Genomic DNA, 22643 nt, shown 5'->3' with positions numbered 1-22643 from the left:
CTTTTCCCTCTGAGCCAAGGACCGTGATCGACGTGAAGGTCGGCATCCCCCGCGAGGTCAAGAACAACGAGTTCCGGGTGGCCATCACCCCCGCCGGCGTGCACGAGCTGGTGCGCCACGGCCACCAGGTCGTCATCGAGCAGTCCGCCGGCCTGGGCTCCTCGATCACGGACGAGGAGTTCGTCGCCGCAGGCGCGCAGATCCTGCCCACCGCCGACGAGGTCTGGGCCACCGCCGACCTGCTGCTCAAGGTGAAGGAGCCCATCGCCGAGGAGTACCACCGCCTCCGCAAGGACCAGACCCTCTTCACCTACCTGCACCTCGCGGCCTCCCGTGCGTGCACGGACGCCCTCCTGGAGTCCGGCACCACCGCCATCGCCTACGAGACGGTCGAGACCGCCGGCCGAGCCCTGCCGCTGCTCGCCCCGATGTCGGAGGTCGCGGGCCGGCTCGCCCCGCAGGTCGGCGCGTACCACCTGATGCGCTCGGCCGGCGGCCGCGGCGTCCTGCCCGGCGGCGTCCCCGGCACCCACGCGGGCCGTGCCGTGGTCATCGGCGGCGGCGTCTCCGGCTGGAACGCCACGCAGATCGCGGTCGGCATGGGCTTCCACGTCACCCTGCTCGACAAGGACATCAACAAGCTGCGCGAGGCCGACCGGATCTTCGGCACCAAGGTGCAGACGATCGTCTCCAACGCCTACGAGCTGGAGCGGGCCGTCGTCGAGGCCGACCTCGTCATCGGCGCGGTGCTCATCCCCGGCGCCAAGGCCCCGAAGCTGGTCACCAACGAGCTGGTCGCCAGGATGAAGCCCGGAAGTGTCCTTGTCGACATCGCCATCGACCAGGGCGGCTGCTTCGAGGACTCCCGTCCGACCACCCACGCGGAGCCGACCTTCGCGGTGCACGACTCGGTCTTCTACTGCGTCGCCAACATGCCCGGCGCGGTCCCGAACACCTCCACCTACGCGCTCACCAACGCCACGCTGCCGTACATCGTGTCGCTGGCGAACAACGGCTGGGTCGAGGCGCTGCGCCGTGACCCCGCGCTGGCCAAGGGCCTCAACACCCATGACGGCAAGGTCGTCTACCAGGAGGTCGCGGAGGCGCACGGCCTGGAGAGCGTGGAGCTGCACACCCTGCTGGTCTGAGTTCGCGGCGCCGGGGTCAACCCGCGCCGTCAACCTCTCGTGTCCGGCCGGACCTTGGGAAGCAAGGTCCGGCCGGACACGTGCGTCCGGACCCCACGCGGGCGATCAACTCGTCTCGAACGTAACCCTTTAACCGTTTCGCCCACCCCCGAAACCGGCGCATTGAGGTACGTGAAAAGGGGCGTGCGCCCTTGACAGAGGGGAGTTCGATTACCGACACATCGGGCCGGGTCCGGCGGATTGTGTTGCTGCGGACCGGTGGCACGCCATAGAGTCGCCAATCGTCGGCATGGTGCCACGCTGACCTATCGATAAGTTTCCTGGTCACATCCAAGGAGGTAAGACGACTTGTGAATGAGTCGACATTTACTCCCGGGGGTGGACGGCCAGGAGCGGTCGGGACGGGCTCGGACCCGTCGGCCGGACCCGATGCCGTCGGCTCCGTCGCCCTCCGCTCGCCGGCGACGCACCAGCAGCCGACGCACCAGACGACACCCCACACGATGAAGACGATGGACGGCCCATACGTGAACGCCACGGCCGGCAACGAGAGTGGCCGAGAGTCCACCCACTTCGCCGCCTACGAGGAAGTCCCCGAGGGGCACTTCTACGACCCCGACGCCGAGTACGAGCCCGACCCCGAGTACGCGGCCACCCTCGCGCCCGACGCCGCGCGCCAGCGCCGCGAGCGGATCGGCCCCACCGGCCGGCCCCTGCCGTACTTCCCGATCCCGGGCCCGCTGACCGACCACGGCCCCGCGAAGATCATCGCGATGTGCAACCAGAAGGGCGGCGTCGGCAAGACCACGTCGACCATCAACCTGGGCGCGGCGCTCGCCGAGTACGGCCGCCGGGTGCTCCTCGTCGACTTCGACCCGCAGGGCGCGCTCTCCGTGGGCCTCGGCGTCAACCCTATGGAGCTCGACCTCACCGTCTACAACCTGCTCATGGAGCGGGGCATGTCGGCGGACGAGGTGCTGCTCAAGACGGCCGTGCCCAACATGGACCTGCTGCCGAGCAACATCGACCTCTCCGCCGCCGAGGTGCAGTTGGTCAGCGAGGTCGCGCGCGAGTCCACGCTCCAGCGCGCGCTGAAGCCGCTGATGTCCGACTACGACTACATCGTGATCGACTGTCAGCCCTCCCTCGGCCTGCTCACGGTCAACGCGCTGACCGCCGCGCACAAGGTGATCGTCCCGCTGGAGTGCGAGTTCTTCGCGCTGCGCGGGGTGGCGCTGCTGACCGAGACCATCGAGAAGGTGCAGGAGCGGCTCAACCCCGACCTGGAGCTCGACGGCATCCTCGCCACGATGTACGACTCCCGCACGGTGCACAGCCGCGAGGTGCTGGCGCGGGTCGTCGAGGCGTTCGACGACCACGTCTACCACACGGTCATCGGCCGGACCGTGCGCTTCCCGGAGACCACGGTCGCCGGTGAGCCCATCACCACCTACGCGTCCAACTCCGTGGGCGCGGCCGCCTACCGCCAGCTCGCCAGGGAGGTGCTCGCCCGGTGTCACGCCGAGTGAGTCTGCCCGGGGCCGACGAGCTGTTCCGTACGACCGGGGGCACGGCGCTGCAGGCGTCCACTCCGCGCAAGCCGGCGAACGGTGAGCCACGGGTGCCCGCGCCGGCCGGCGAGAGCGCGCCCGCGACGGAGGGCGCGGCTCCCGAGGAGCCGCAGGAGCACTCCACCGCGGACGCGGAGACCGTCGGCGAGCAGCGCAGCCGCGGCGCCGACGCGGCGGGCGGCGGTACGCCCCGTGCCCGGCGGGCTCCGGCCGCGGCGACGGGCGCGGCGCCGGGCGCGGCCGCCGTCCCGGAGGCGGGTGCGCCCCGTCGGCGCGGGCGCGGGGTCAACCGGCGGCCCAGCGGGCGCGAACGGCACGACGAGAAGATCACCGTCTATGTGTCGGCCGAGGAACTGATGGACCTCGAACACGCCCGCCTGGTGCTGCGCGGCGAGCACGGCCTCGCCGTCGACCGCGGCCGGATCGTCCGCGAGGCGGTCGCCGTCGTCCTCGCCGATCTGGAGCAGCGCGGCGACGCGAGCATCCTGGTCCGGCGGCTGCGCGGCCGCTGACCCGGCCGGACGCGATAGCCTGCGCCCTCGCCCACCCGCGCCGCCCCCTGGACCACCATGCCCCCGCCCGACGAAACGTCCCGCCCCCCGTCCCGCCGCGCCCTGGGCCGCGGCCCGGGCACCACGCGCCCCCCGTCGGCCCCGGGGAGCCCAGCCGCCCCGCCGGAGACGGGTGAGCTGCCGGACCCGGCCGCCGCGGGTGAATTGTCGGACCCGGCTGCCGGGGGTGATTCTTCGGGACCTCCGGCCGGGGGAGCACCCGCCGCCGTCCCGGAGGCGGGTGCGCCGCGTGAGCGTTCGAGCCCGGCTGTTCCGGGTGAGCTCTCGGGGCCCGATGCCGCGGGTGGCTTGCTGGACCCGGCGGCCGCGCGTGAGTCTTCGGACCCGGCTGCCGGGGGTGAGGCCGCCGTCCCGGAGGCGGGTGCGCCTCGGAGTGACGTCCCCGAGCAGCACGCGCCGGGGTTCGGCACCGGGGCGGTCCGCAGCGGCCCGGCGGCGGAGCCTGCCGGTGAGCCGCCCGCGCCGCCCGCGCCGCCCGCGCCGCCCGGCGCGGTGCCCGCGCGGGCGGGCGACCCCGGCACTCCCGGGGAGGCGGGCGCGCCCGGGGCGGCGGGGGACGCCGAAACCGCCGGGGACGGGCGGTTCACCGTGCGGCTGGCGAACTTCGAGGGGCCGTTCGATCTGCTGTTGCAGCTCATCTCGAAGCACCGGCTGGACGTGACCGAGGTCGCGTTGTCCAGGGTGACCGACGAGTTCATGGCGCACATCCGGGCCATGGGGCCGGACTGGGACCTCGACCAGACGACCGAGTTCCTCGTCGTCGCCGCGACCCTGCTCGACCTCAAGGCCGCCCGGCTGCTGCCTGCCGCCGAGGTCGAGGACGAGGCCGACCTCGCGCTGCTCGAAGCGCGGGACCTGCTCTTCGCCCGGCTGCTCCAGTACCGCGCGTACAAGCAGATCGCGCAGGTCTTCGAGGGCCGGCTCGACGACGAGGCCCGTCGCTTCCCGCGGACCGTCGGGCTGGAGCCGCACCACGCCGAGCTGCTGCCCGACGTCGTCATCAGCATCGGCCCCGAGGGCTTCGCCCGGCTCGCGGTCAAGGCCATGCAGCCCAAGCCGAAGCCCCAGGTGTACGTGGACCACATCCACGCGCCCCTGGTCAGCGTCCGGGAGCAGGCCGAGGTAGTCGTCGGGCTGCTCCGGGAGCGCGGCAGCGCGACCTTCCGGGAGCTGACCGAGGGTGTGGACGACACCCTCACCGTCGTCGCCCGCTTCCTCGCGCTGCTGGAGCTCTACCGGGAGAAGGCGCTCGTGCTGGAGCAGCCGGAGGCACTGGGCGAACTGACCGTGACCTGGGCCGGGGGATCCGGCGAGGACGTCACCGTCACGGACGAGTTCGATCGGATCGTGGAGCAGGACGAGCAGGACGAGCAGAAGGAGATGGCGTGAGCGCACCGGTGGGCGAGGACAGGCAGCCGGCGCTCAAGCCCGCGCTGGAGGCCGTGCTCATGGTCGTCGACGAGCCCGCGACCGAGGAGCACCTCGCCAAGGTGCTGGAGCGCCCCCGCCGGGCCGTCGCGGACGCGCTGCGGGAGCTGGCCGACGAGTACACCGTCCAGGGCCGCGGCTTCGAGCTGCGGCTCGTCGCGGGCGGCTGGCGCTTCTACAGCCGACCCGAGCACGCCGCCGCCGTCGAGCGTTTCGTGCTCGACGGGCAGCACGCCCGGCTCACCCAGGCCGCCCTGGAGACCCTCGCCGTGGTCGCGTACCGCCAGCCGGTGAGCCGGTCGCGGGTCTCGGCGGTGCGCGGGGTGAACTGCGACGGGGTGATGCGCACCCTCCTCCAGCGGGGTCTGGTCGAGGAGGCGGGCACGGAACCCGAAACAGGTGCGATCCTGTACAGGACGACGAACTACTTCCTGGAGCGGATGGGCCTGCGCGGCCTGGACGAACTGCCGGAACTCGCGCCCTTCCTCCCCGAGGCGGACGCGATCGAGGCGGAGACGCAGGAGGGGCTCCCGTCGTTCGACCCGGACGCACCGGATGCGCCGGGCCGTGAGGACGCAGACGACTGATGGAACTTTGATGCGAAGCAGCAGCGGCAGGAACAGCAGCGGAAACAACGGCGGGAGCCGTGGTGGCAACAGCGGCGGCCGCGGCAGCAGCGGCGGCGGGCGCGGCAACTACCGCGGCGCCGGCAACAGCCGTGACGACCGGCAGGGCGGTGGCGGAGGCCGTCCGCGCAAGCCGCGCCCCGAGGAGCGGCGCTACGACGTGGGCGGCACGGAGGAGCCCCGCAAGGGCCGCGGCGGCGCGGCCCGTGGCGGCGCCAAGGGCGGCCCCCGCCAGTCCCCGCAGCGCGGCGGGGGCCGTACCACCCCGGCCCGCTCGCGCGAGTACGACGCCCGTGCCGAGGAGCGCAACCGCGAGCGGTACGCGAACAAGCCCGTGACCGGGACCCCGAAGACCTCCGGGGAGGAGGGCGAGCGCCTGCAGAAGGTCCTCGCCCGGGCGGGTATGGGCTCCCGGCGCGCCTGCGAGGAGCTGATCGACGCGGGCCGCGTCGAGGTCAACGGCGAGATCGTGATCGAGCAGGGCGTGCGCGTCGACCCGGAGAAGGACGAGATCAAGGTCGACGGCCTCACCGTCGCGACCCAGTCGTACCTGTTCTTCGCGCTGAACAAGCCGGCCGGTGTCGTCTCCACCATGGAGGACCCGGACGGGCGCCAGTGCCTGGGCGACTACGTCACCAACCGTGAGACGCGGCTCTTCCACGTCGGCCGGCTGGACACGGAGACCGAGGGCATCATCCTGCTCACCAACCACGGCGAGCTGGCACACCGCCTGACCCACCCCAAGTACGGCGTGAAGAAGACCTACCTCGCCGCGATCCAGGGCCCGCTGCCGCGTGAGGTCGGCAAGCGGCTCAAGGACGGCATCCAGCTGGAGGACGGCTACGCCCGTGCCGACCACTTCCGGGTCGTGGAGCAGACCGGCAAGAACTACCTGGTCGAGGTGGTCCTGCACGAGGGGCGCAAGCACATCGTGCGCCGGATGCTCGCCGAGGCGGGCTTCCCGGTGGAGAAGCTGGTGCGCACCGCCTTCGGGCCGATCACCCTGGGCGACCAGAAGTCCGGCTGGCTGCGGCGCCTGACCAACACCGAGGTCGGCATGCTGATGAAGGAAGTCGGCCTGTAGGGCGCCCCCTGCCGGCACGGTCCCGAGGAGCCCGCGACCCCCGTGGTCGCGGGCTCCTCCGCGTCCGGGCGCGGAACCCATCGCCGGAACCCCTTGTCCGGAACCCCTTGTCCGGAAACCCCTTGTGGGGACGGCCGTCCTGCCTTTATGGTCACTCTGACCATTAAGGAGTCGCCGTGAGTCTCGGGGAGATGCTCCAGCCCTTGCAGCAACCGCTGTTCACCCTGCTCGGCACGCCCGTGAGCCGGGTCGAGGTCCTGGGCTTCGGCAGCGGCGCGCTCTGCGTCTGGCTCGTCGCCCGCCAGCACATCGCGAACTGGCCGATCGGGATCGCCAACAACCTCTTCTTCATCCTGCTGTTCTCCGGCGCGGGCCTGTACGCCGACGCCGGACTCCAGATCGTCTTCATCGCCCTCGCCGCGTACGGCTGGTGGACCTGGGCCCACGGGGGTGGACCAGGGACCGGCGGCACGCTGCCCGTGCGGCGCACCACCCGCACCGAGTGGCTGTGGCTGCTCGCGGCGGGGGCGGTGGGGACCGCGGCCGTCACCGTCCTGCTGGACCGCGCCACCGACTCGACCGTGCCCTTCTGGGACGCGCTGACCACCGCGCTCTCCCTGATGGCGACCTACGGGCAGTGCCGCAAGCGGCTGGAGTCCTGGTGGCTGTGGATCGCGGCGGACGTGGTCTACATCCCGCTCTACGCCCACAAGGACCTCTATCCGACCTCGCTGCTCTACGCGGGCTTCCTGACGCTGTGCGTCGTCGGACTGCGCGCCTGGCGGCGGGACCTCGCCGCGGGGGCCGCCGGCGCCCGCCCGGCCGTGGAGGCCGCCGTATGAGCCGGCCGGAGGCTGAGCCGGAGCCGGGGCCCGCCCCGGGCGCGCCCGCGGCGCGGCCGGCTCACGGGCTGGTGCTGGGCAAGTTCTATCCGCCGCACGCGGGCCACCACCACCTCGTCCGCGCCGCCGCCGAGCGGTGCGAGCGCCTCACCGTGCTGGTGTGCGCCGCCTCCGTGGAGAGCGTCCCCCTCGCCGACCGGGTCGCGTGGCTGCGCGAGGTCCACCCGGACGTGCGGGTGGTCGGCGCGGTGGACGACCACCCCGTGGACCTGTACGACGAAGACATATGGGCCGCCCACATGGAGGTCTTCACCACAGCGGTGCCCGAACAGGTGGATGCCGTCTATACGTCGGAGGAGTACGGGGACGAACTCGCCCGCCGGCTGGGCGCGGTGCATGTGTGCGTCGACCCCGACCGGAGCGCGTACCCGGTGTCCGGTACGGCCGTACGCGCGGACCCGGCCGGCCGCTGGGACTTCCTCGCCCCGCCGGTCCGGGCCGGGCTGGCCCGCAGGGTCGTCGTCCTCGGCGCCGAGTCCACCGGGACGACCACGCTCGCCCTCGCCCTCGCCGGGCACTACCGGGCGCGCGGCGGAGTATGGGCACGGACCGGGTACGTCGCCGAATACGGCAGGGAGTACAGCGAACGCAAGCTCGCGGAGCTGCGGGCCGAGCGGCCCGGCGCGGACTGGTCCGAGGTCGCCTTCGCCTCCGAGGAGTTCCCGGTGATCGCCAAGGAGCAGGCCGCCCGCGAGGAAGCCGCCGCCCGGGCCGGCTCCCCGGTCCTGATCTGCGACACGGACGCCTTCGCGACCACGGTCTGGCACGAGCGGTACCTGGGCGGCCCCTACCCGGCCGGCCTCGAGCCCCGGACCCAGCACCTGTGGATCCTCACGGACCACGAGGGGGTCGCCTTCGAGGACGACGGTCTGCGGGACGGCGAGCAGCTGCGGCCCTGGATGACCGAGCGCTTCCGGGCCGGACTGGCCCGCACCGGGAGGCCGTTCATCGAGGTCACCGGCCCGCCCGAGGCGCGGCTCGCCGCCGCGGTCGCCGCGGTGGACGCGCTGCTGGCGGACGGCCTCCGGTTCGCCGACCCGCTCCCGGAGCGGCGCCGGTGACCGGCGGGAGGCCCGGCCCGGGCGGACCCGGTTCCGGCGCGGGTGGTGGCCCCGGCGGCGGCCCCGGCGCCGCCGGTGGGCCGGGCGGCGGCCCCGGCCCGGCCGGTGGTCCGGGTGGCAGGCCCGGCGGGCCCCTGGGGCGGCGGCCCGAGGGGTACGACCCGGCCGCGTTCCCCCCGTTCGCCGTGACCGTCGACCTCGCCGTGTTCACCGTGCGCGGCGGACGCCTCCAGGTGCTCCTGGTCGAGCGCGGCCAGGAGCCGTACCGGGGGAGGTGGGCGCTGCCCGGCGGCTTCCTGCTGCCGGACGAGTCCGCCGAGAGCGCCGCCCGCCGCGAACTGGCCGAGGAGACCGGGCTGTCCGCGACCGCCGGCGGGTCCGCCGCCGGTCCGCACCTGGAGCAGCTGGGGACCTACAGCGAGCCCGACCGCGACCCGAGGATGCGCGTCGTCTCCGTCGCGTTCACCGCCCTCGTCCCGGACCTGCCCGAACCGCGCGGCGGCGGGGACGCGGCCCGCGCCCGCTGGACCCCACTGGAGAACGCGGGACCGCTCGCCTTCGACCACGACCGCGTCCTCGCCGACGCGCACGAACGCATCGGCGCCAAGCTGGAGTACACCTGCCTGGCCACCGCGTTCTGCCCGCCCGAGTTCACCCTCGGCGAGCTCCAGCAGGTCTACGAGACGGTCTGGGGCGTCGAGCTGGACCGGCCCAACTTCCGGCGCAAGGTCCTCGCCACGCCCGGCTTCGTCGAGCCCGTCGAGGGCGGGTCACGCCGTACCGGCGGCCGGGGCAAGCCCGCCGCGCTCCACCGGGCGGGCACGGCCCGCTCCCTGCACCCACCGCTGCTGCGACCCGAAGGACGGCGCCCATGACCACCATCCCGCACCCCGACCGGCCCGGCCCGCCCACTCCGCCCGCCCCGCCCACCGGCAAGCGGGCCGCGACCGGGGCCCTGTTCGGCCTGGCCCTCGGCGACGCACTCGGCTTCCCCACCGAGTTCAATGACGTGCCCTCGATCCTCGCGAAGTCCGGCCCCTGGCGCTCGATGGACCTCCCGAGGCCCGCGATCGTCACCGACGACACCCAGATGACCCTGGCGCTCGGGCGCGGCCTGCGCACCGCGATGTCCGGCGGCCCGCTCACCGCCGCCCGGCTCGCCGCGCCCGTGCGCGAGGAGTTCGTCGACTGGTACCACTCCCCGGAGAACAACCGCGCCCCCGGCCGCACCTGCCTGGTCGCCTGCGAGCTGCTCGACGGCGACCGGCCGTGGCAGGACGCGAGCCAGATCGGCTCCAAGGGCTGCGGCGCCAACATGCGCGTCGCCCCGATCGGCCTCGCCCCCGGCCTGGACGCCGGCCGGCGCGCCGGAGCCGCCCAGTTGCAGTCCGCGCTCACCCACGGCCACCCCACCGCCCTCGCCGCGAGCGATCTCACCGCCCACGCCGTCCACCTCCTCGCCCGGGGCGCCGAACCCACCGGCCTGGTCGGTCTGCTCCGCTCCTACGCCCTGGAGAACCGCACCCGCTACCACGAGGACTGGCTCGGCGACCTGTGGACCCGCTCCACCGCCGACGCCACCCCGGAGGCGTTCATCGCCCGCGGCTGGGACGACTGCCTGGCCGTCCTGGAGCGCCTCGCCGCCGCGGCGGCCGCCCCCGAACCGGAACTCGACCCCTGCCTCGCCACCGGCGACGGCTGGATCGCGGAAGAGGCCCTCGCCACCGGCCTCCTCTGTTTCCTGATGTTCCCCACCGACCCCCTCACCGCCCTCCGCCGCGCGGCCTGCACCCGCGGCGACTCCGACTCCCTCGCCTGCCTCGCCGGCGCCTTCGCCGGCGCCCACCTCGGCGCCACCGCCTGGCCCACCGAATGGACCGACCGCATCGAATACCGCACCGGCCTGCGGGAACTGGCGACGGCCTGGGACGTGCCAACGCCCTGACAAGCGTCCGCCGCCGCGGACGCCGACTTTGGCCGCGCTCGCCGGGCAGCCCTGCCCGCCGGTCGTCGCAGGTGTCCGGTCCCCTGTCCTGCCCGCAACCGAACTCGTCGGCCTCACGGAAACCGCGGGACGCGGACGGCCCCGTGGCCCAGGGGGACACCGTGACGGACCCCGTCACGGACCCCGTCACGCACGCCGTCCGCGCGTTCGTCCGGCTGAGGCCCCCTCACCGGTCGGCGGGCGGGTCCCGGCGAAACGGGTCAGAACCGGACCGGCGACGGCCAGCAGCAGGACGTAGGCGGCCACCAGGGCGCCCAGCCGGTCCTGCCGGACCCCGGCCAGCCCGATCATGACGAGGGAGAACTCGCCACGTGCGACGAGCGCGGTGCCGGCCCGCAGCCGCCCCCGGAACCCCGCACCCTCCCGCCGTGCGGCGTACCAGCCGGCCGCCACCTTCGTCAGCGCCGTGACCACCGCCAGAACCAGGGCGGCGGGAAGCACCGGCAGCAGCGACTCCGGCCTGACCGACAGCCCGATGGAGAGGAAGAAGACGGCGGCGAACAGGTCCCGCAGCGGGCTCAGCACCTGCCGTGCCCGGTCGGCCGCCTCACCGGTGAGTGAGAGCCCCACGATGAAGGCGCCGACCGCGGCGGAGATGTGAACCGCCTCGGCGAGCGCCGCGACGATCAGCGTCACGCCGAGCACCCGCAGCAGCAGCTGCTCGGCGTCCGGATGCAGATGCAACAGCAGTCGCCCGAGATGGTGCCCCCACCAGTACGAGACGGCGAGCGCGGCCAGGACCGCTCCGAGGGCCAGCAGGATGCCCAGGAGTGCCTGCTGCCAGGTGCCGCCCGCGGCGACGACCGCGAGCAGCGGGAGGAAGGCGGCCATCGCGAAGTCCTCCAGCACCAGTACGGACAGCACGGCCGGGGTCTCCCGGTTGCCCAGCCGCCTCAGGTCACTCAGAAGACGGGCGACGATGCCGGAGGAGGAGATGTAGGTCACGCCCGCCAGGGTCAGGATCCCGGGGGCGTCCAGGCCGAGCAGCCATCCCGCCACCGCTCCGGGCGTCGCGTTCAGCACGAGATCGACGACCCCGGACGGCAGATGGCGACGGAGGCTGGCGGTGAACTCGGGCACGGTGAACTCCAGGCCGAGCACCAGCAGCAGGAGGACCACCCCGATGCCCGCTCCGGTCTCCACGAAAGGGCCGGCGGCAGGAACCGGGGCGATACCTCCCTCGCCCAGCGCCAGTCCCGCCAGGAGATAGAGCGGGATGGGCGAAAGCGCGAAGCGCCGCGCCAGCGCCCCGAGCAGACTCAGCGCCGCGAGGATGATCCCCAGCTCCAGCAGCAGGGCGACCGACACGTTCACCGGTCGGCCTGGATGATCTGTTCCAGCTGGCCGATCCCGTCACGGGTGCCGATCACCACCAGCACGTCCCCCATGCGCAGCACCCGCCCCGGCCCCGGGGAGAGGAGTACCTCTTCGCCGCGTACGATCGCGACGATCGACGTGCCGGTCCGCGTCCGGGCTCTGGTCTCCCCCAGCGGACGGTCCACGAAGGCCCCGCCCTCGCGTACCTCGACCTGCCCGGCACTCAGGCCCGGCACCTCCTTGGTGAGGTCCGCGAACCGCTCCGCGATGCGCGGGGCCCCCAGAATCTCGGCGAGCGTGTCGGCCTCCTCGCGGTTCAGCCGGAATGCCACCCGTGGCTCGTCCGAGTCCGCACTCTCGTAGTCCATCAGCTCCAGATCGCCGGAGCGCAGAGCGACGACACTCAACCGGACCCCCTCGTGGGTGGCGAAGTCGTAGCGCATCCCCACCCCGGGCAGCAGTACTTCGTTGACGTCCATGCCGCCCATCATCACGTCGCCCCCGGGCCCGCACGCCCCTCTGCTAAGAGGGCATACGGGGGTTTCGTCGCCGGTGGCCGGGACGCCGCGGTGGCCGGGCAGGAAGCCCCCGGTGCCGACGACGGGTCCGTCCGGCGGAGCGGGTTCCGGGGCGGCCGGGAGCCCCGCCACCCGCACGGGTACGGGAGTGGCCGCGCGGCCCGGACCGGCGGCCCGCGGGTCAGGCCCGCAGCACCGTGCCGCCCGCGACGGTGATCGGCTCCGCCGGCAGCGGCCGGGTCGCGGGGCCCGTCAGAACGGCGCCGTCCGCGACGGCGAAGCGACTGCCGTGGCAGGGGCAGACGATCGCGCCGTCGGTCACCGAGCCCACCAGGCACTGCTGGTGGGTGCAGACCGCCGAGAACCCCTCGAACCGGCCCTCCTCGGGCTGGGTCACCACGATCCGCTGCTCCCTGAGGATCACGCCCCCGCCGACCGGGACCTCGGCCGTGCTCGTCAGCTGCTCGCCCCCGGCGCCCCCGGTCGGCGTCCCCGTCTCCGTGGGGTCACCCGCTGTGGGGTCCCCGGCCGTGGGAGAAGGGCCGTCGTCCCCGCCTCCGCCGCCGCACCCGGCCACCAGTACCGCCGCCCCGGCCGCCGCCAGGACGGACCTCCGGCAGGTCTCCGCCATCTCGTCGCTCCGCTCGTTCGGTCCCACGCGCCGCCCGTCGTCCGGCGCCCGCGCCCCGGCATCCTGGCGCGCCGCGGGCCCGGGGCGGTGGCACCGCGCCCCGGCGGGTACCCGCTGTCCGTCCCCCGGCCGAGCGCGGGCGGGAGACCGGCTGAGAACTAAAGGTGTTTGCCTATGAGGTGTAGGTAAATGCATACTCAGGGAAGGAATGGGAAGGAGTGCGGGCATGGCGCGCGCAGGGCTGACCCCGGAACGGCTCACCCGGGCCGGGGCCGAACTCGCCGACGAGGTCGGCTTCGACCAGGTGACCGTCTCGGCGCTCGCCCGGCGGTTCGACGTCAAGGCCGCGAGCCTCTACTCGCACGTCCGCAGCTCCGACGACCTCCGGACCCGGATCGCCCTGCTCGCCCTGGAGGAACTGGCCGACCGGGCCGCCGAGGCGCTGGCGGGCCGGGCCGGCAAGGACGCCCTGGCCGCCTTCGCCGACGCCTACCGCGACTACGCCCGCGCCCACCCCGGCCGCTGGGCGGCCACCCGGTACCCGCTGGCCGCGGAGACGGCCGCGGCGAGCGCGGGCGTCCGCCACGCGCAGATGACGCGGGCGATCCTGCGCGGCTACGACCTCCCGGAGTCGGAGGGCACCCACGCCGTCCGCCTCCTCGGCAGCGTCTTCCACGGCTTCGTCGGCCTGGAGGCGAGCGGCGGCTTCGGCCACAGCGCCCCGGACGCGCAGCAGAGCTGGGAACGGTCGATCGACGCCCTCGACGCAACTCTGCGGAACTGGCCCGCGCCGCCGCCCTGACCCCGGCGACCCCGCGCCCCTTCCCCGCGCGCCCTGTACGCGGGCGCCGCCCGCCCCCGACCTCTCAAGGACCACAGGCACCTCATGGACACGCCCGGAACCCGCCCCGCCGACCCCGGCTGGACCACCACCGACCCCGGCCCGACCACCGACCCCGGATGGATCACCACCCCCGTCACCGCCGAGCTCCTGCGCGGTGCCCTGGACCTGGAGCGCACCGCGTACGGCGTACTTCCCCACCGGCTGCCCGCGCGCGCCCGTGCCCAGTGCGACGACCCGCAGCTCGCCATGGTCGAGTCCCAGCCCTCCGGCGTACGCCTCGCCCTGCGTACCCGGGCCACCGCCGTCGAGCTGGAGACCCTGCCCACCAAGCGCCTCTACACCGGGGCACCGCCCCGTCCGGACGGCGTCTACGAGCTGCTGGTCGACGGGGAGCCCGCCGGGCGGGGGAGCGTGGCCGGCGGGAACACGATCGTCATCGACATGTCGACCTGGACAACCGAGCACCGGGCCGGCACCCCGGGCACCGTCCGGTTCACCGGCCTGCCGGACCGGGAGAAGGACGTCGAGATCTGGCTGCCGCACAACGAGACCACCGAGCTCGTCGCCCTGCGCACCGACGCCCCCGTCGCACCCGTCCCGGACCGGGGCCGCCGGGTCTGGCTGCACCACGGCAGCTCCATCAGCCACGGCTCCGAGGCGGCCGGGCCCACCTCCATCTGGCCGGTGCTCGCCGCCTCCCGCGGGGACGTCGAGCTGATCAACCTCGGCTTCAGCGGCAGCGCGCTGCTCGACCCGTTCACGGCCCGCGCGATCCGGGACACCCCGGCCGACCTGATCAGCGTCAAGATCGGCATCAACCTGGTCAACCTGGACCTGATGCGGCTGCGGGCGTTCGGCCCGGCGGTGCACGGCTTCCTGGACACGATCCGCGACGGCCACCCGGACGTGCCGCTGCTCGTGGTGTCGCCGATCCTCTGCCCGATCCACGAGGACACCCCGGGCCCGGGCGCCCCCGACCTCGACGGGCTTGCGACCGGCTCCATCCGCTTCCTGGCCACCGGCGACCCGGCGGAACGCGCGGCCGGGAAGCTCACCCTCGGCGTCATCCGGGACGAGCTGGCCCGGATCGTCGCGCAGCGCTCGGCCGAGGACCCGGCCCTGCGCTACCTCGACGGGCGCGAGCTGTACGGCCCGGACGACTACGCGGAGCTGCCCCTGCCCGACGAACTGCACCCGGACGCGGCCGCCCACCGCCGCATGGGGGAGCGCTTCGCGGACGCGGCCTTCGGGGCCGGCGGCCCCTTCGCCTGAACGGGCCGCGCCGACCGCGCCGGGCCAGGGCCGCGCCGGACCGGCCCCACGTCGGCCCACCCGGACCTGCCCGGTCCGGCCGCTGGACGCGCGGGCCCCTCCGTCCCCGCCCTGACTACGCTGAACGCAGCACACACCCCAGCGCTCCACCCGCACCCTGCCTCCCCCTGCCTCCGCCCCCGCGAGGGCCCGCACCCCGCCCCAAGGACACGACCCCGTGAGAACCGCGCTCGTCATCGGTACCGGACTGATCGGCACCTCCGCCGCCCTCGCCCTCGCGGGCCGCGGCGTGCACGTCCACCTCGTCGACCACGACGCCGCGCAGGCCCGTACCGCGGCCGCCCTCGGGGCGGGCACCGACGAGGCGCCCGAGGGCCGCGTGGACCTCGCCCTGGTCGCCGTGCCGCCCGCGCACGTCGCCGCCACCCTCGCCGCGGCGATGGCGTCGGACCTCGCCCGCGGCTACCTCGACGTCGCCAGCGTCAAGGGCGGCCCGCGCCGCGAGCTGGAGGCGCTCGGGGTGGACCTGACCTCGTACATCGGCACCCACCCCATGTCGGGCAAGGAGCGCTCCGGCCCGCTCGCGGCGACCGCCGACCTCTTCGAGGGCCGCCCCTGGGTGCTCACCCCGACCCGGGACACCGACACCGAGGTCCTCAACCTCGCCCTGGAACTCGTGGCGCTCTGCCGGGCCGTCCCCGTCGTCATGGACGCCGACGCCCACGACCGGGCCGTCGCCCTGGTCTCGCACACCCCGCAGCTCGTCTCCTCGATGGTCGCCGCCCGGCTGGAGGAGGCCGACGACACCGCCGTCCGGCTCTGCGGGCAGGGCATCCGGGACGTGACCCGGATCGCGGCCTCGGACCCCACGATGTGGGTCGACATCCTCTCCGCGAACCCCGGGCCCGTCGCCGACGTCCTCGCCGGGCTCGCCACCGACCTCGACGAGACCGTGCGCTCCCTGCGCGCCCTCCAGGCGGCGGACGAGACCGAGCGGCTCGGCGGCGCACGGGGCATCGAGGGCGTCCTGCGGCGCGGCAACGCCGGCCGGGCCCGTGTACCCGGCAAGCACGGCGCGGCGCCCACCGCGTACGAGACGGTCGCCGTCCTCATCAGCGACCAGCCGGGCGAGCTGGCGCGCATCTTCGCGGACGCCGGCCGGGTCGGCGTGAACATCGAGGACGTCCGGATCGAGCACGCGACCGGGCAGCAGACGGGCGTGGTGCAGCTCATGGTCGAGCCGGCCGCGGCCCCCGTCCTCGCCGCCTCCCTGCGCGAGCGGGGCTGGTCGCTGCGGCAGTAGCCGGGCGCGGCCGGCGGCTCGGCCGGACGGGTGACGGCACCCCGGGGCCGCCGTGCGGTCCCGGGGGTGCCTCCGGGTGCAAGAAGCGCCTCCGGCACTCGGTAACCTTGTGCTGGGTGCACCGGCGGTTCCGTCCGCCCTTCCCCGCACCCCCGGCGGAAGAACCCCGCGGCACATCCGCGGAAACACCCCGCAGACCCGAGTCCCGCAGACCTGAAAGGTGTCCGACACCGTGGAATCCGTGATCGTCGCCATCGACGGCCCCTCCGGCACGGGCAAGTCGAGCACCTCGAAGGCCGTGGCAGCCGCGCTGGGCCTGAGCTACCTGGACACCGGCGCCCAGTACCGCGCGATCACCTGGTGGATGATCAGCAACGGGGTCGACGTCTCCGACCCGGCCGCGATCGCGACCGCCGCCGGCAAGCCGGTGATCGAGTCCGGTACCGACCCGGCCGCCCCGTCGATCACCGTCGACGGGCAGGACGCCTCCGGCCCGATCCGCACCCAGGAGGTCACCTCCAAGGTCAGCGCGGTCAGCGCGGTCCCCGAGGTCCGGTCGGTCATCACCGGGCTCCAGCGCTCCATCGCCGCCGCCGCGGAGAAGGGCATCGTGGTGGAGGGCCGGGACATCGGCACCACCGTCCTGCCCGACGCCGACCTGAAGATCTTCCTCACCGCCTCCCCGGAGGCCCGCGCGGCCCGCCGCAGCGGCGAGATCAAGGGCTCCGACGTGTCCGCCACCCGCGAGGCCCTGATCAAACGGGACGCGGCGGACTCCAGCCGCAAGACCTCCCCGCTGGCCAAGGCCGGCGACGCCGTCGAGGTGGACACCACCGACCTCACCCTCCAGCAGGTCATCGAGTGCGTGGTCACCCTGGTCGAGGAGAAGCGCGGCACCCTCGCGCAGGCCGCCGACGCGACCGCCGACGCCACCGCCGAGGCCGCCAGGTGACCGCACCCTCCGCGAGAGGCGCGGCGGTCGGACGGGGGATCGGCATCGGCCTGATGTACGGGCTGTGGAAGCCGCGGGTGCTCGGCGCCTGGCGCGTTCCCGCGTCCGGCCCGGTCATCCTCGCCGTCAACCACGCGCACAACATCGACGGCCCGATGCTCATGGGCACCGCGCCGCGTCCCGTGCACTTCCTGATCAAGAAGGAGGCGTTCGTCGGGCCGCTGGGTGCCTTCCTCACCGGGATCGGGCAGCTCCAGGTGGACCGGACGACCGTCGACCGCACCGCGATCACCGACGCCCTCGGGGTGCTGGAGAACGGCGGCGTCCTCGGGATCTTCCCGGAGGGCACCCGCGGCGAGGGCGACTTCGCCTCCCTGCGCGCCGGGCTGGCGTACTTCGCCGTCCGCAGCGGCGCGCCGATCGTCCCGGTCGCGGTGCTGGGAAGCACCGAGCGCCGCGGCCGGCTGATACGGCAGCTTCCGCCGCTGCGCAGCGGGGTCGACCTGGTCTTCGGCGACCCCTTCGCCGCGGGCGACGGCAGCGGACGGCGTACGCGCAAGGCCCTGGACGAGGCCACGGTGCGCATCCAGGAGCGCCTGACCGCCCACCTGGATAACGCGAAGCGCCTCACCGGGCGCTGAGCCAGACTTGAGGGGCCGCTTCTTCTGCGGCGGCCCGGCCGACGAACGAGGAACGGACTTCATGAACGACCAGCACGACCACGGAGCACTCGGTGACACCGAGTACGCGGAGTTCATGGAGCTCGCCGCGGAGGAAGGCTTCGACGTCGAGGACGTCGAGGGCGCCATCGAGGAGGCCGGGCACGGCCCGCTGCCCGTCCTGGCCGTCGTCGGCCGCCCGAACGTCGGCAAGTCGACCCTGGTGAACCGGATCATCGGCCGCCGCGAGGCGGTCGTCGAGGACAAGCCGGGCGTCACCCGCGACCGGGTCACCTACGAGGCCGAGTGGGCCGGCCGCCGCTTCAAGGTCGTCGACACCGGCGGCTGGGAGCAGGACGTACTCGGCATCGACGCCTCCGTCGCCGCCCAGGCCGAGTACGCGATCGAGGCCGCCGACGCGGTGGTCTTCGTGGTGGACGCGGTCGTCGGCCCGACCGACACCGACGAGGCCGTCGTCAAGCTGCTGCGCCGCGCGGGCAAGCCCGTGGTGCTGTGCGCCAACAAGGTGGACGGCCCCAGCGGCGAGGCCGACGCCACCGCCCTGTGGTCCCTCGGCCTCGGCGAGCCCCACCCGGTCTCCGCCCTGCACGGCCGCGGCACCGGCGACATGCTCGACGCGGTCCTGGAGGCCCTGCCGGACGCCCCCGCGCAGACCTTCGGCACGGCGCCCGGCGGCCCGCGCCGTATCGCGCTGATCGGCCGCCCGAACGTCGGCAAGTCCTCCCTGCTGAACAAGGTCGCCCGGGAGGAGCGCGTCGTCGTCAACGAACTGGCGGGCACCACCCGCGACCCGGTGGACGAGCTGATCGAACTCGGCGGCGTCACCTGGAAGTTCGTCGACACGGCCGGTATCCGCCGCCGGGTCCACCTCCAGGAGGGCGCGGACTACTACGCCTCGCTGCGGACCGCCGCCGCCGTCGAGAAGGCGGAGGTGGCCGTCGTCCTGATCGACGCGAGCGAGTCCATCAGCGTGCAGGACCAGCGCATCATCACCATGGCCGTCGAGGCCGGCCGCGCCATGGTGATCGCGTACAACAAGTGGGACACGCTGGACGAGGAGCGCCGCTACTACCTGGAGCGGGAGATCGAGACCGAGTTGGGGCAGATCGCGTGGGCGCCCCGGGTGAACGTCTCCGCCCTCACCGGCCGGCACATGGAGAAGCTGGTCCCGGCGATCGAGACCGCCCTCGCGGGCTGGGAGACCCGGGTGCCGACCGGGCGGCTGAACGCCTTCCTCGGCGAGCTGGTCGCCGCGCACCCGCACCCGATCCGGGGCGGCAAGCAGCCGCGCATCCTCTTCGGCACCCAGGCGGGCACCAAGCCGCCGCGGTTCGTCCTCTTCGCCTCCGGCTTCCTGGAGCACGGCTACCGGCGCTTCGTGGAGCGCAGGCTCCGCGAGGAGTTCGGCTTCGAGGGCACGCCGATCCACATCTCGGTGCGGGTGCGGGAGAAGCGCGGCCGCAAGAAGTGACGTGACGTCCGGCGGCGGACGGATGCCCGGACCGGTTCACCGGTCCGGGCATCGGCGCGTTCGGCCCCCGTGGAACGTCAGAGCCCGCGGCGGGGCGCCGGCGGCAGGGCGGCGTGCTGTCCGTGGTGGGGGCGGACGACCTGGTGGTACGGCTGCCAGTTGTTGCCCTGGTGGGCCACCGGGGCGAACTGGCCCGGGTGCCCGTCCGCCCGCCGCGCGTGCGCGCCCCGGCTGCTGTGCAGCCCCGTCGCTCCGAACGCCCGGAACCCGAGGTGCTCCTCGCCGCTGCGGTCGCCCGGGAGCGTCTTGAACGCTCTCAGGTACTCCGAGTACAGGGCGTCGTAGATCGGCGTCGGGGATTCCCCCGACGAGCCGTCACGCGCGAGGCGCATCGAGGGGATCGGGTTCTGGTACGGCTCGCGGGCTGGGTCGTATGTGTGCACGTACCTGCAACGAAGCGGGCGGCCCTGCGGATGCGGGCTGGGGGCGGTCGCGTTGTGGCGGGCGCGGTCAGCGCCCGGCGGGCACAGGGGCAGGGGCCCGGGAGCACACCGGCCGGACGCGGGGAACGCGCCGTGAAATGCCGCGATGCGCCACGGCCGCGCGGGAACTCCCGGGACACGCCCGCCTCATGGGGAGCCCGGCGCGCACGGCAAGGCGGCACGGGTGGCGCCGGGAGGGAGGGGGCTCCCGGCACCGCCCGTGCCGCCGGTCCGGGCAGACGGGGTGTCGGTCAGGTGCCGGCCAGCGGCATCGCCGCGGCCACCAGGCGGCCGTTCGCCGCCGCCTTCTCCAGCGCGTCCCGCAGCAGGTCCTCGCGGGGCTGCTGGCCGATGGAGCCGACCGGGGCCGCGAACACCAGGACCGTGTGGGTCCGGTTCGCCGCGGTGCGCCAGCCGTCGGTGACCTGGAGCGGCTGGTGCGCCTGCCACCAGGCGACCGGGCTGCCACCGGCCGTCCCCGGCTGGAGCACCGCGTGCAGCTGCCCCATGGCCACCAGCACCGACCAGCCCGGCAGCTGCGCCGGGACCTGCTCGACGTCGGAGACCGGGTGGAAGCCGTGCTCGATCAGCAGCGGCAGGAAGTCGTCCCCGCCGTTGCCCGCCGTGCCCGGCCGGGCGATCGGCGCGGTGGGCTCGACGACCAGCGCCGGGTGCAGATCGCCGTCGATCAGGACGAGGCCGCTGGTGACACCCAGCACCGCCTGCTGCGGAGCGGCCCCCGGAACCTGCGGCTCCTCGCCCGTGATGGAGCGGACGGCGCCCTGGAGCTGCTCCTCGGCGACATGGACCACCTGCGAGGGGATGCAGGTGGCGTGGGCGAAGGCCAGGACCGCGGTCTCGTCGCCCACGAACAGCACCGTGCTGGTGCGCTCCTGCTCCGAGTCGCCCGGAGTGCGGCAGGACGTGCAGTCGTAGCTGCCCGGTGCGTTGTGGCCGGCGAGCAGGCGCTCGGCCTCTTCGTCGCCGATCTCGGCGCGTACGTCCTCGCTGACATCGAGCATGCGCGGCACGGGTGGCTCCTCGGACTTGATGACGGGCGCCGGGCGGGTCCCGGCTCACAGAGGTCAACGGGGGACAGGGGGGAGGGGTCACGCGTCGGGGGCGACGATTCCCGGCCGATCGTGTCCGGCCCGCTCCGCCCGCGGGCCGCGCGGCCGTGGCGGGGGGCGCGCCGACCCGGGCCGCGCGGGCTCGTCGGACCGCGTCCGCCGCGCGGGCGGCGGGCGCGCGGGACCGGCGCGTGCGCGGGCGCCCGAGGGCGGGCCCTGCCCCGGCTCCCGGCCGGGGGCCGATCGGCGAGTACAGTCCTGGCGGGAACTCCCCCCGTGACCAAGGGGGGGCCACCGCTCGACGGAGTACCGCGCACCGCGTACCGGGACGTACGGCGCGCGACGGGACACCCGGCAACAGACGCACCACACCACACGCACGACACCAGGGGGATGCGGCGACGCATGCGTATGTCATTTCTGCTGCACAACGCGTACGGCATCGGGGGCACGATCCGCACGACCTTCAACCTCGCCGAGGAGCTGGCCAAGCGGCACGAGGTCGAGATCGTCTCCGTCTTCCGCCACCGTGACGACCCCACCATGGGAGCCCCAGCGGGTGTGACCCTCCGTCACCTCGTCGACCTTCGGCGCGACAGCCCCGGTTACGACGGGGACGACCCGCTCGCCGCCCGGCCCGCCAAGGTCTTCCCGCGCGGCGACGGCCGCCACCGCCAGTACAGCCGCCTCACCGACCAGCGGATAGCGGCCCATCTCGCCGCCCTCGACGCCGACGTGGTCATCGGCACCCGCCCCGGGCTCAATGTCCACATCGCCCGCCAGGCTCCGCGCGGGGTGGTCCGCGTCGCGCAGGAGCACCTCACCCTGGACAGCCACGGCTACCGCCTCAAGCGGGAGATCGGGCACCGCTACACCGTGCTCGACGCCGTCACCACCGTCACCGAGGCCGACGCCCGCGCCTACCGGACGCAGCTCTCGCTGCCGGGTGTGCGGATCGAGGCGGTGCCCAACAGCGTGCCCGCGCCCGTGGTCGAGCCCTCCGACCAGAGCGCCAAGTGGGTCGTCGCCGCCGGCCGGCTGACCCGGGTCAAGCGCTACGACGTCCTGATCGAGGCCTTCGCCCAGGTGGTCGCCGCCCGCCCCGACTGGAAGCTGCGCATCTACGGCAGCGGCGACGCGACCGGCAACGAGAAGGACGGCCTGCGGGCCCTGATCGCCGAGCGCGGACTCGACGACCACGTCTTCCTGATGGGCACGGCCCACCGGCTGGAGGCGGAGTGGGTGAAGGGCTCCCTCGCCGCCGTCACCTCCAGCCTGGAGTCCTTCGGCATGACCATCGTCGAGGCCATGCGCTGCGGCCTGCCGGTGGTGTCCACGGACTGCCCGCACGGACCGGGCGAGATCATCGAGGACGGCGTGGACGGGCGGCTGGTCCCGGTCGGGGACGCGGACGCGGTCGCCGGGGCCCTGCTCGAACTCATCGGGGACGACGCACTGCGCCGCCGCACCGCCCGCGCGGCCCTCGCCTCGTCGGCCCGGTTCGACCCCTCGGTGATCGCCCGGCGCCACGAGGAGCTGTACGCCGCGCTGGTGGCGGCCGGGGCCCGGGCCGGCGGGGCCGGAGCGGTCCGCGAGGCGTGGCACCGGGGCCGCAGCTCGCTCTATGACGCCGCCTACTCCCTGCGTTATGTTGCCGCGGAGGTGATCCGCCGGAGGAAGCGGCGGGGGTGATCCTCGCAGGCCCG

The 22643-nt window shown here is 74.2% G+C and carries 22 protein-coding genes; 17 read left to right on the top strand and 5 right to left on the bottom strand.

The genetic code is table 11. The annotated features are described in order from the left end of the window. Positions 1–32: 32 nt before the first annotated feature. The 10 genes from ald (at position 33) to C593_RS0120195 (ending at position 10337) form a co-directional block, all read left to right on the top strand. Positions 33–1148 carry an alanine dehydrogenase gene (gene ald / locus C593_RS0120240; protein WP_026277886.1) on the top strand — a complete coding sequence of 372 codons (1116 nt, stop codon included), beginning with the start codon at positions 33–35 and terminating at the stop codon, positions 1146–1148. A gap of 503 nt (positions 1149–1651) precedes the next feature. After that, positions 1652–2677 (top strand): ParA family protein, encoded by a 1026-nt coding sequence (locus tag C593_RS0120235; RefSeq protein WP_018849131.1) that lies wholly within the window; start codon positions 1652–1654, stop codon positions 2675–2677. Then, positions 2662–3231: a hypothetical protein gene (locus C593_RS0120230; RefSeq protein WP_199790066.1), complete on the top strand. Its 570-nt coding sequence runs from the start codon at positions 2662–2664 to the stop codon at positions 3229–3231. The genes C593_RS0120235 and C593_RS0120230 overlap by 16 nt, the downstream gene beginning before the upstream one ends. Before the next feature lie 348 nt (positions 3232–3579). After that, positions 3580–4680: a segregation/condensation protein A gene (locus C593_RS0120225; protein ID WP_018849129.1), complete on the top strand. Its 1101-nt coding sequence runs from the start codon at positions 3580–3582 to the stop codon at positions 4678–4680. Next, positions 4677–5306: an SMC-Scp complex subunit ScpB gene (gene scpB / locus C593_RS0120220; protein ID WP_018849128.1), complete on the top strand. Its 630-nt coding sequence runs from the start codon at positions 4677–4679 to the stop codon at positions 5304–5306. The genes C593_RS0120225 and scpB overlap by 4 nt, the downstream gene beginning before the upstream one ends. A 10-nt stretch (positions 5307–5316) precedes the next feature. Continuing rightward, positions 5317–6429: a pseudouridine synthase gene (locus C593_RS0120215; protein WP_018849127.1), complete on the top strand. Its 1113-nt coding sequence runs from the start codon at positions 5317–5319 to the stop codon at positions 6427–6429. Between the two features lie 176 nt (positions 6430–6605). Beyond that, positions 6606–7271, top strand: coding sequence for a nicotinamide riboside transporter PnuC (gene pnuC, locus C593_RS0120210; protein WP_018849126.1), 666 nt, complete (start codon positions 6606–6608; stop codon positions 7269–7271). Next, positions 7268–8392 carry an AAA family ATPase gene (locus tag C593_RS0120205; RefSeq protein ID WP_018849125.1) on the top strand — a complete coding sequence of 375 codons (1125 nt, stop codon included), beginning with the start codon at positions 7268–7270 and terminating at the stop codon, positions 8390–8392. The genes pnuC and C593_RS0120205 overlap by 4 nt, the downstream gene beginning before the upstream one ends. A 134-nt stretch (positions 8393–8526) precedes the next feature. After that, on the top strand, positions 8527–9267 hold the full coding sequence (locus C593_RS0120200) for an NUDIX hydrolase (RefSeq protein ID WP_026277883.1): 741 nt from the start codon (positions 8527–8529) through the stop codon (positions 9265–9267). Then, positions 9264–10337, top strand: a complete 1074-nt coding sequence (locus tag C593_RS0120195; protein WP_018849123.1) for an ADP-ribosylglycohydrolase family protein — start codon at positions 9264–9266, stop codon at positions 10335–10337. The genes C593_RS0120200 and C593_RS0120195 overlap by 4 nt, the downstream gene beginning before the upstream one ends. A 186-nt stretch (positions 10338–10523) precedes the next feature. Here the strand turns inward: C593_RS0120195 and C593_RS0120190 are convergent, their stop codons facing one another. From C593_RS0120190 to C593_RS0120180, 3 genes are all read right to left on the bottom strand, one after another. Continuing rightward, positions 10524–11711, bottom strand: coding sequence for a cation:proton antiporter (locus tag C593_RS0120190; RefSeq protein WP_018849122.1), 1188 nt, complete (start codon positions 11709–11711; stop codon positions 10524–10526). Further along, positions 11708–12193 carry a cation:proton antiporter regulatory subunit gene (locus C593_RS0120185; RefSeq protein ID WP_018849121.1) on the bottom strand — a complete coding sequence of 162 codons (486 nt, stop codon included), beginning with the start codon at positions 12191–12193 and terminating at the stop codon, positions 11708–11710. The genes C593_RS0120190 and C593_RS0120185 overlap by 4 nt, the downstream gene beginning before the upstream one ends. Before the next feature lie 220 nt (positions 12194–12413). After that, entirely contained in the window at positions 12414–12863 is a 450-nt protein-coding gene (locus C593_RS0120180; protein ID WP_026277882.1) for a Rieske (2Fe-2S) protein, read from the bottom strand. Between the two features lie 226 nt (positions 12864–13089). On the opposite strand from C593_RS0120180, the gene C593_RS0120175 reads away from it, so the two are divergent. From C593_RS0120175 to der, 6 genes are all read left to right on the top strand, one after another. Then, on the top strand, positions 13090–13665 hold the full coding sequence (locus C593_RS0120175; RefSeq protein ID WP_018849119.1) for a TetR/AcrR family transcriptional regulator: 576 nt from the start codon (positions 13090–13092) through the stop codon (positions 13663–13665). An 84-nt stretch (positions 13666–13749) separates the two neighbouring features. After that, positions 13750–14979: a GDSL-type esterase/lipase family protein gene (locus tag C593_RS0120170; RefSeq protein ID WP_018849118.1), complete on the top strand. Its 1230-nt coding sequence runs from the start codon at positions 13750–13752 to the stop codon at positions 14977–14979. Between the two features lie 217 nt (positions 14980–15196). Then, positions 15197–16282, top strand: coding sequence for a prephenate dehydrogenase (locus C593_RS0120165; protein WP_018849117.1), 1086 nt, complete (start codon positions 15197–15199; stop codon positions 16280–16282). 220 nt (positions 16283–16502) lie between these two features. After that, the gene (gene cmk, locus C593_RS0120160) at positions 16503–17234 is read left to right on the top strand and encodes a (d)CMP kinase (protein WP_018849116.1); all 732 of its coding nucleotides are present in this window, start codon (positions 16503–16505) and stop codon (positions 17232–17234) included. A gap of 53 nt (positions 17235–17287) precedes the next feature. Then, positions 17288–17875, top strand: a complete 588-nt coding sequence (locus C593_RS0120155; protein WP_078521689.1) for a lysophospholipid acyltransferase family protein — start codon at positions 17288–17290, stop codon at positions 17873–17875. 61 nt (positions 17876–17936) lie between these two features. After that, positions 17937–19385, top strand: coding sequence for a ribosome biogenesis GTPase Der (gene der / locus C593_RS0120150; RefSeq protein ID WP_018849114.1), 1449 nt, complete (start codon positions 17937–17939; stop codon positions 19383–19385). Between the two features lie 77 nt (positions 19386–19462). Here der and C593_RS33400 read toward each other — a convergent pair whose 3' ends face one another. Further along, positions 19463–19828, bottom strand: a complete 366-nt coding sequence (locus C593_RS33400) for a hypothetical protein (RefSeq protein ID WP_018849113.1) — start codon at positions 19826–19828, stop codon at positions 19463–19465. Between the two features lie 290 nt (positions 19829–20118). Continuing rightward, positions 20119–20898: a hypothetical protein gene (locus C593_RS0120140; protein WP_018849112.1), complete on the bottom strand. Its 780-nt coding sequence runs from the start codon at positions 20896–20898 to the stop codon at positions 20119–20121. A 444-nt stretch (positions 20899–21342) separates the two neighbouring features. On the opposite strand from C593_RS0120140, the gene C593_RS0120135 reads away from it, so the two are divergent. Next, complete coding sequence (locus C593_RS0120135; protein WP_026277880.1) at positions 21343–22629, top strand: glycosyltransferase; 1287 nt, start codon at positions 21343–21345, stop codon at positions 22627–22629. Positions 22630–22643: the final 14 nt, after the last annotated feature.

The sequence above is a fragment of the Streptomyces sp. CNT372 genome (genome assembly GCF_000377145.1).
This window is presented reverse-complemented; position numbering and strand designations above follow the sequence as displayed.

What these genes read in the sequence shown, in the direction of transcription:
- C593_RS0120235 (WP_018849131.1), top strand. Translation starts at nt 1,652, where the DNA reads ATGAAGACGATGGACGGCCCATACGTGAACGCCACGGCCGGCAACGAG.
- C593_RS0120215 (WP_018849127.1), top strand. Translation starts at nt 5,317, where the DNA reads ATGCGAAGCAGCAGCGGCAGGAACAGCAGCGGAAACAACGGCGGGAGC.
- C593_RS0120205 (WP_018849125.1), top strand. Translation starts at nt 7,268, where the DNA reads ATGAGCCGGCCGGAGGCTGAGCCGGAGCCGGGGCCCGCCCCGGGCGCG.
- C593_RS0120195 (WP_018849123.1), top strand. Translation starts at nt 9,264, where the DNA reads ATGACCACCATCCCGCACCCCGACCGGCCCGGCCCGCCCACTCCGCCC.
- C593_RS0120185 (WP_018849121.1), bottom strand. Translation starts at nt 12,193, where the DNA reads ATGGACGTCAACGAAGTACTGCTGCCCGGGGTGGGGATGCGCTACGAC.
- C593_RS0120180 (WP_026277882.1), bottom strand. Translation starts at nt 12,863, where the DNA reads ATGGCGGAGACCTGCCGGAGGTCCGTCCTGGCGGCGGCCGGGGCGGCG.
- C593_RS0120175 (WP_018849119.1), top strand. Translation starts at nt 13,090, where the DNA reads ATGGCGCGCGCAGGGCTGACCCCGGAACGGCTCACCCGGGCCGGGGCC.
- C593_RS0120170 (WP_018849118.1), top strand. Translation starts at nt 13,750, where the DNA reads ATGGACACGCCCGGAACCCGCCCCGCCGACCCCGGCTGGACCACCACC.
- C593_RS0120155 (WP_078521689.1), top strand. Translation starts at nt 17,288, where the DNA reads ATGTACGGGCTGTGGAAGCCGCGGGTGCTCGGCGCCTGGCGCGTTCCC.
- der (WP_018849114.1), top strand. Translation starts at nt 17,937, where the DNA reads ATGAACGACCAGCACGACCACGGAGCACTCGGTGACACCGAGTACGCG.
- C593_RS0120135 (WP_026277880.1), top strand. Translation starts at nt 21,343, where the DNA reads ATGCGTATGTCATTTCTGCTGCACAACGCGTACGGCATCGGGGGCACG.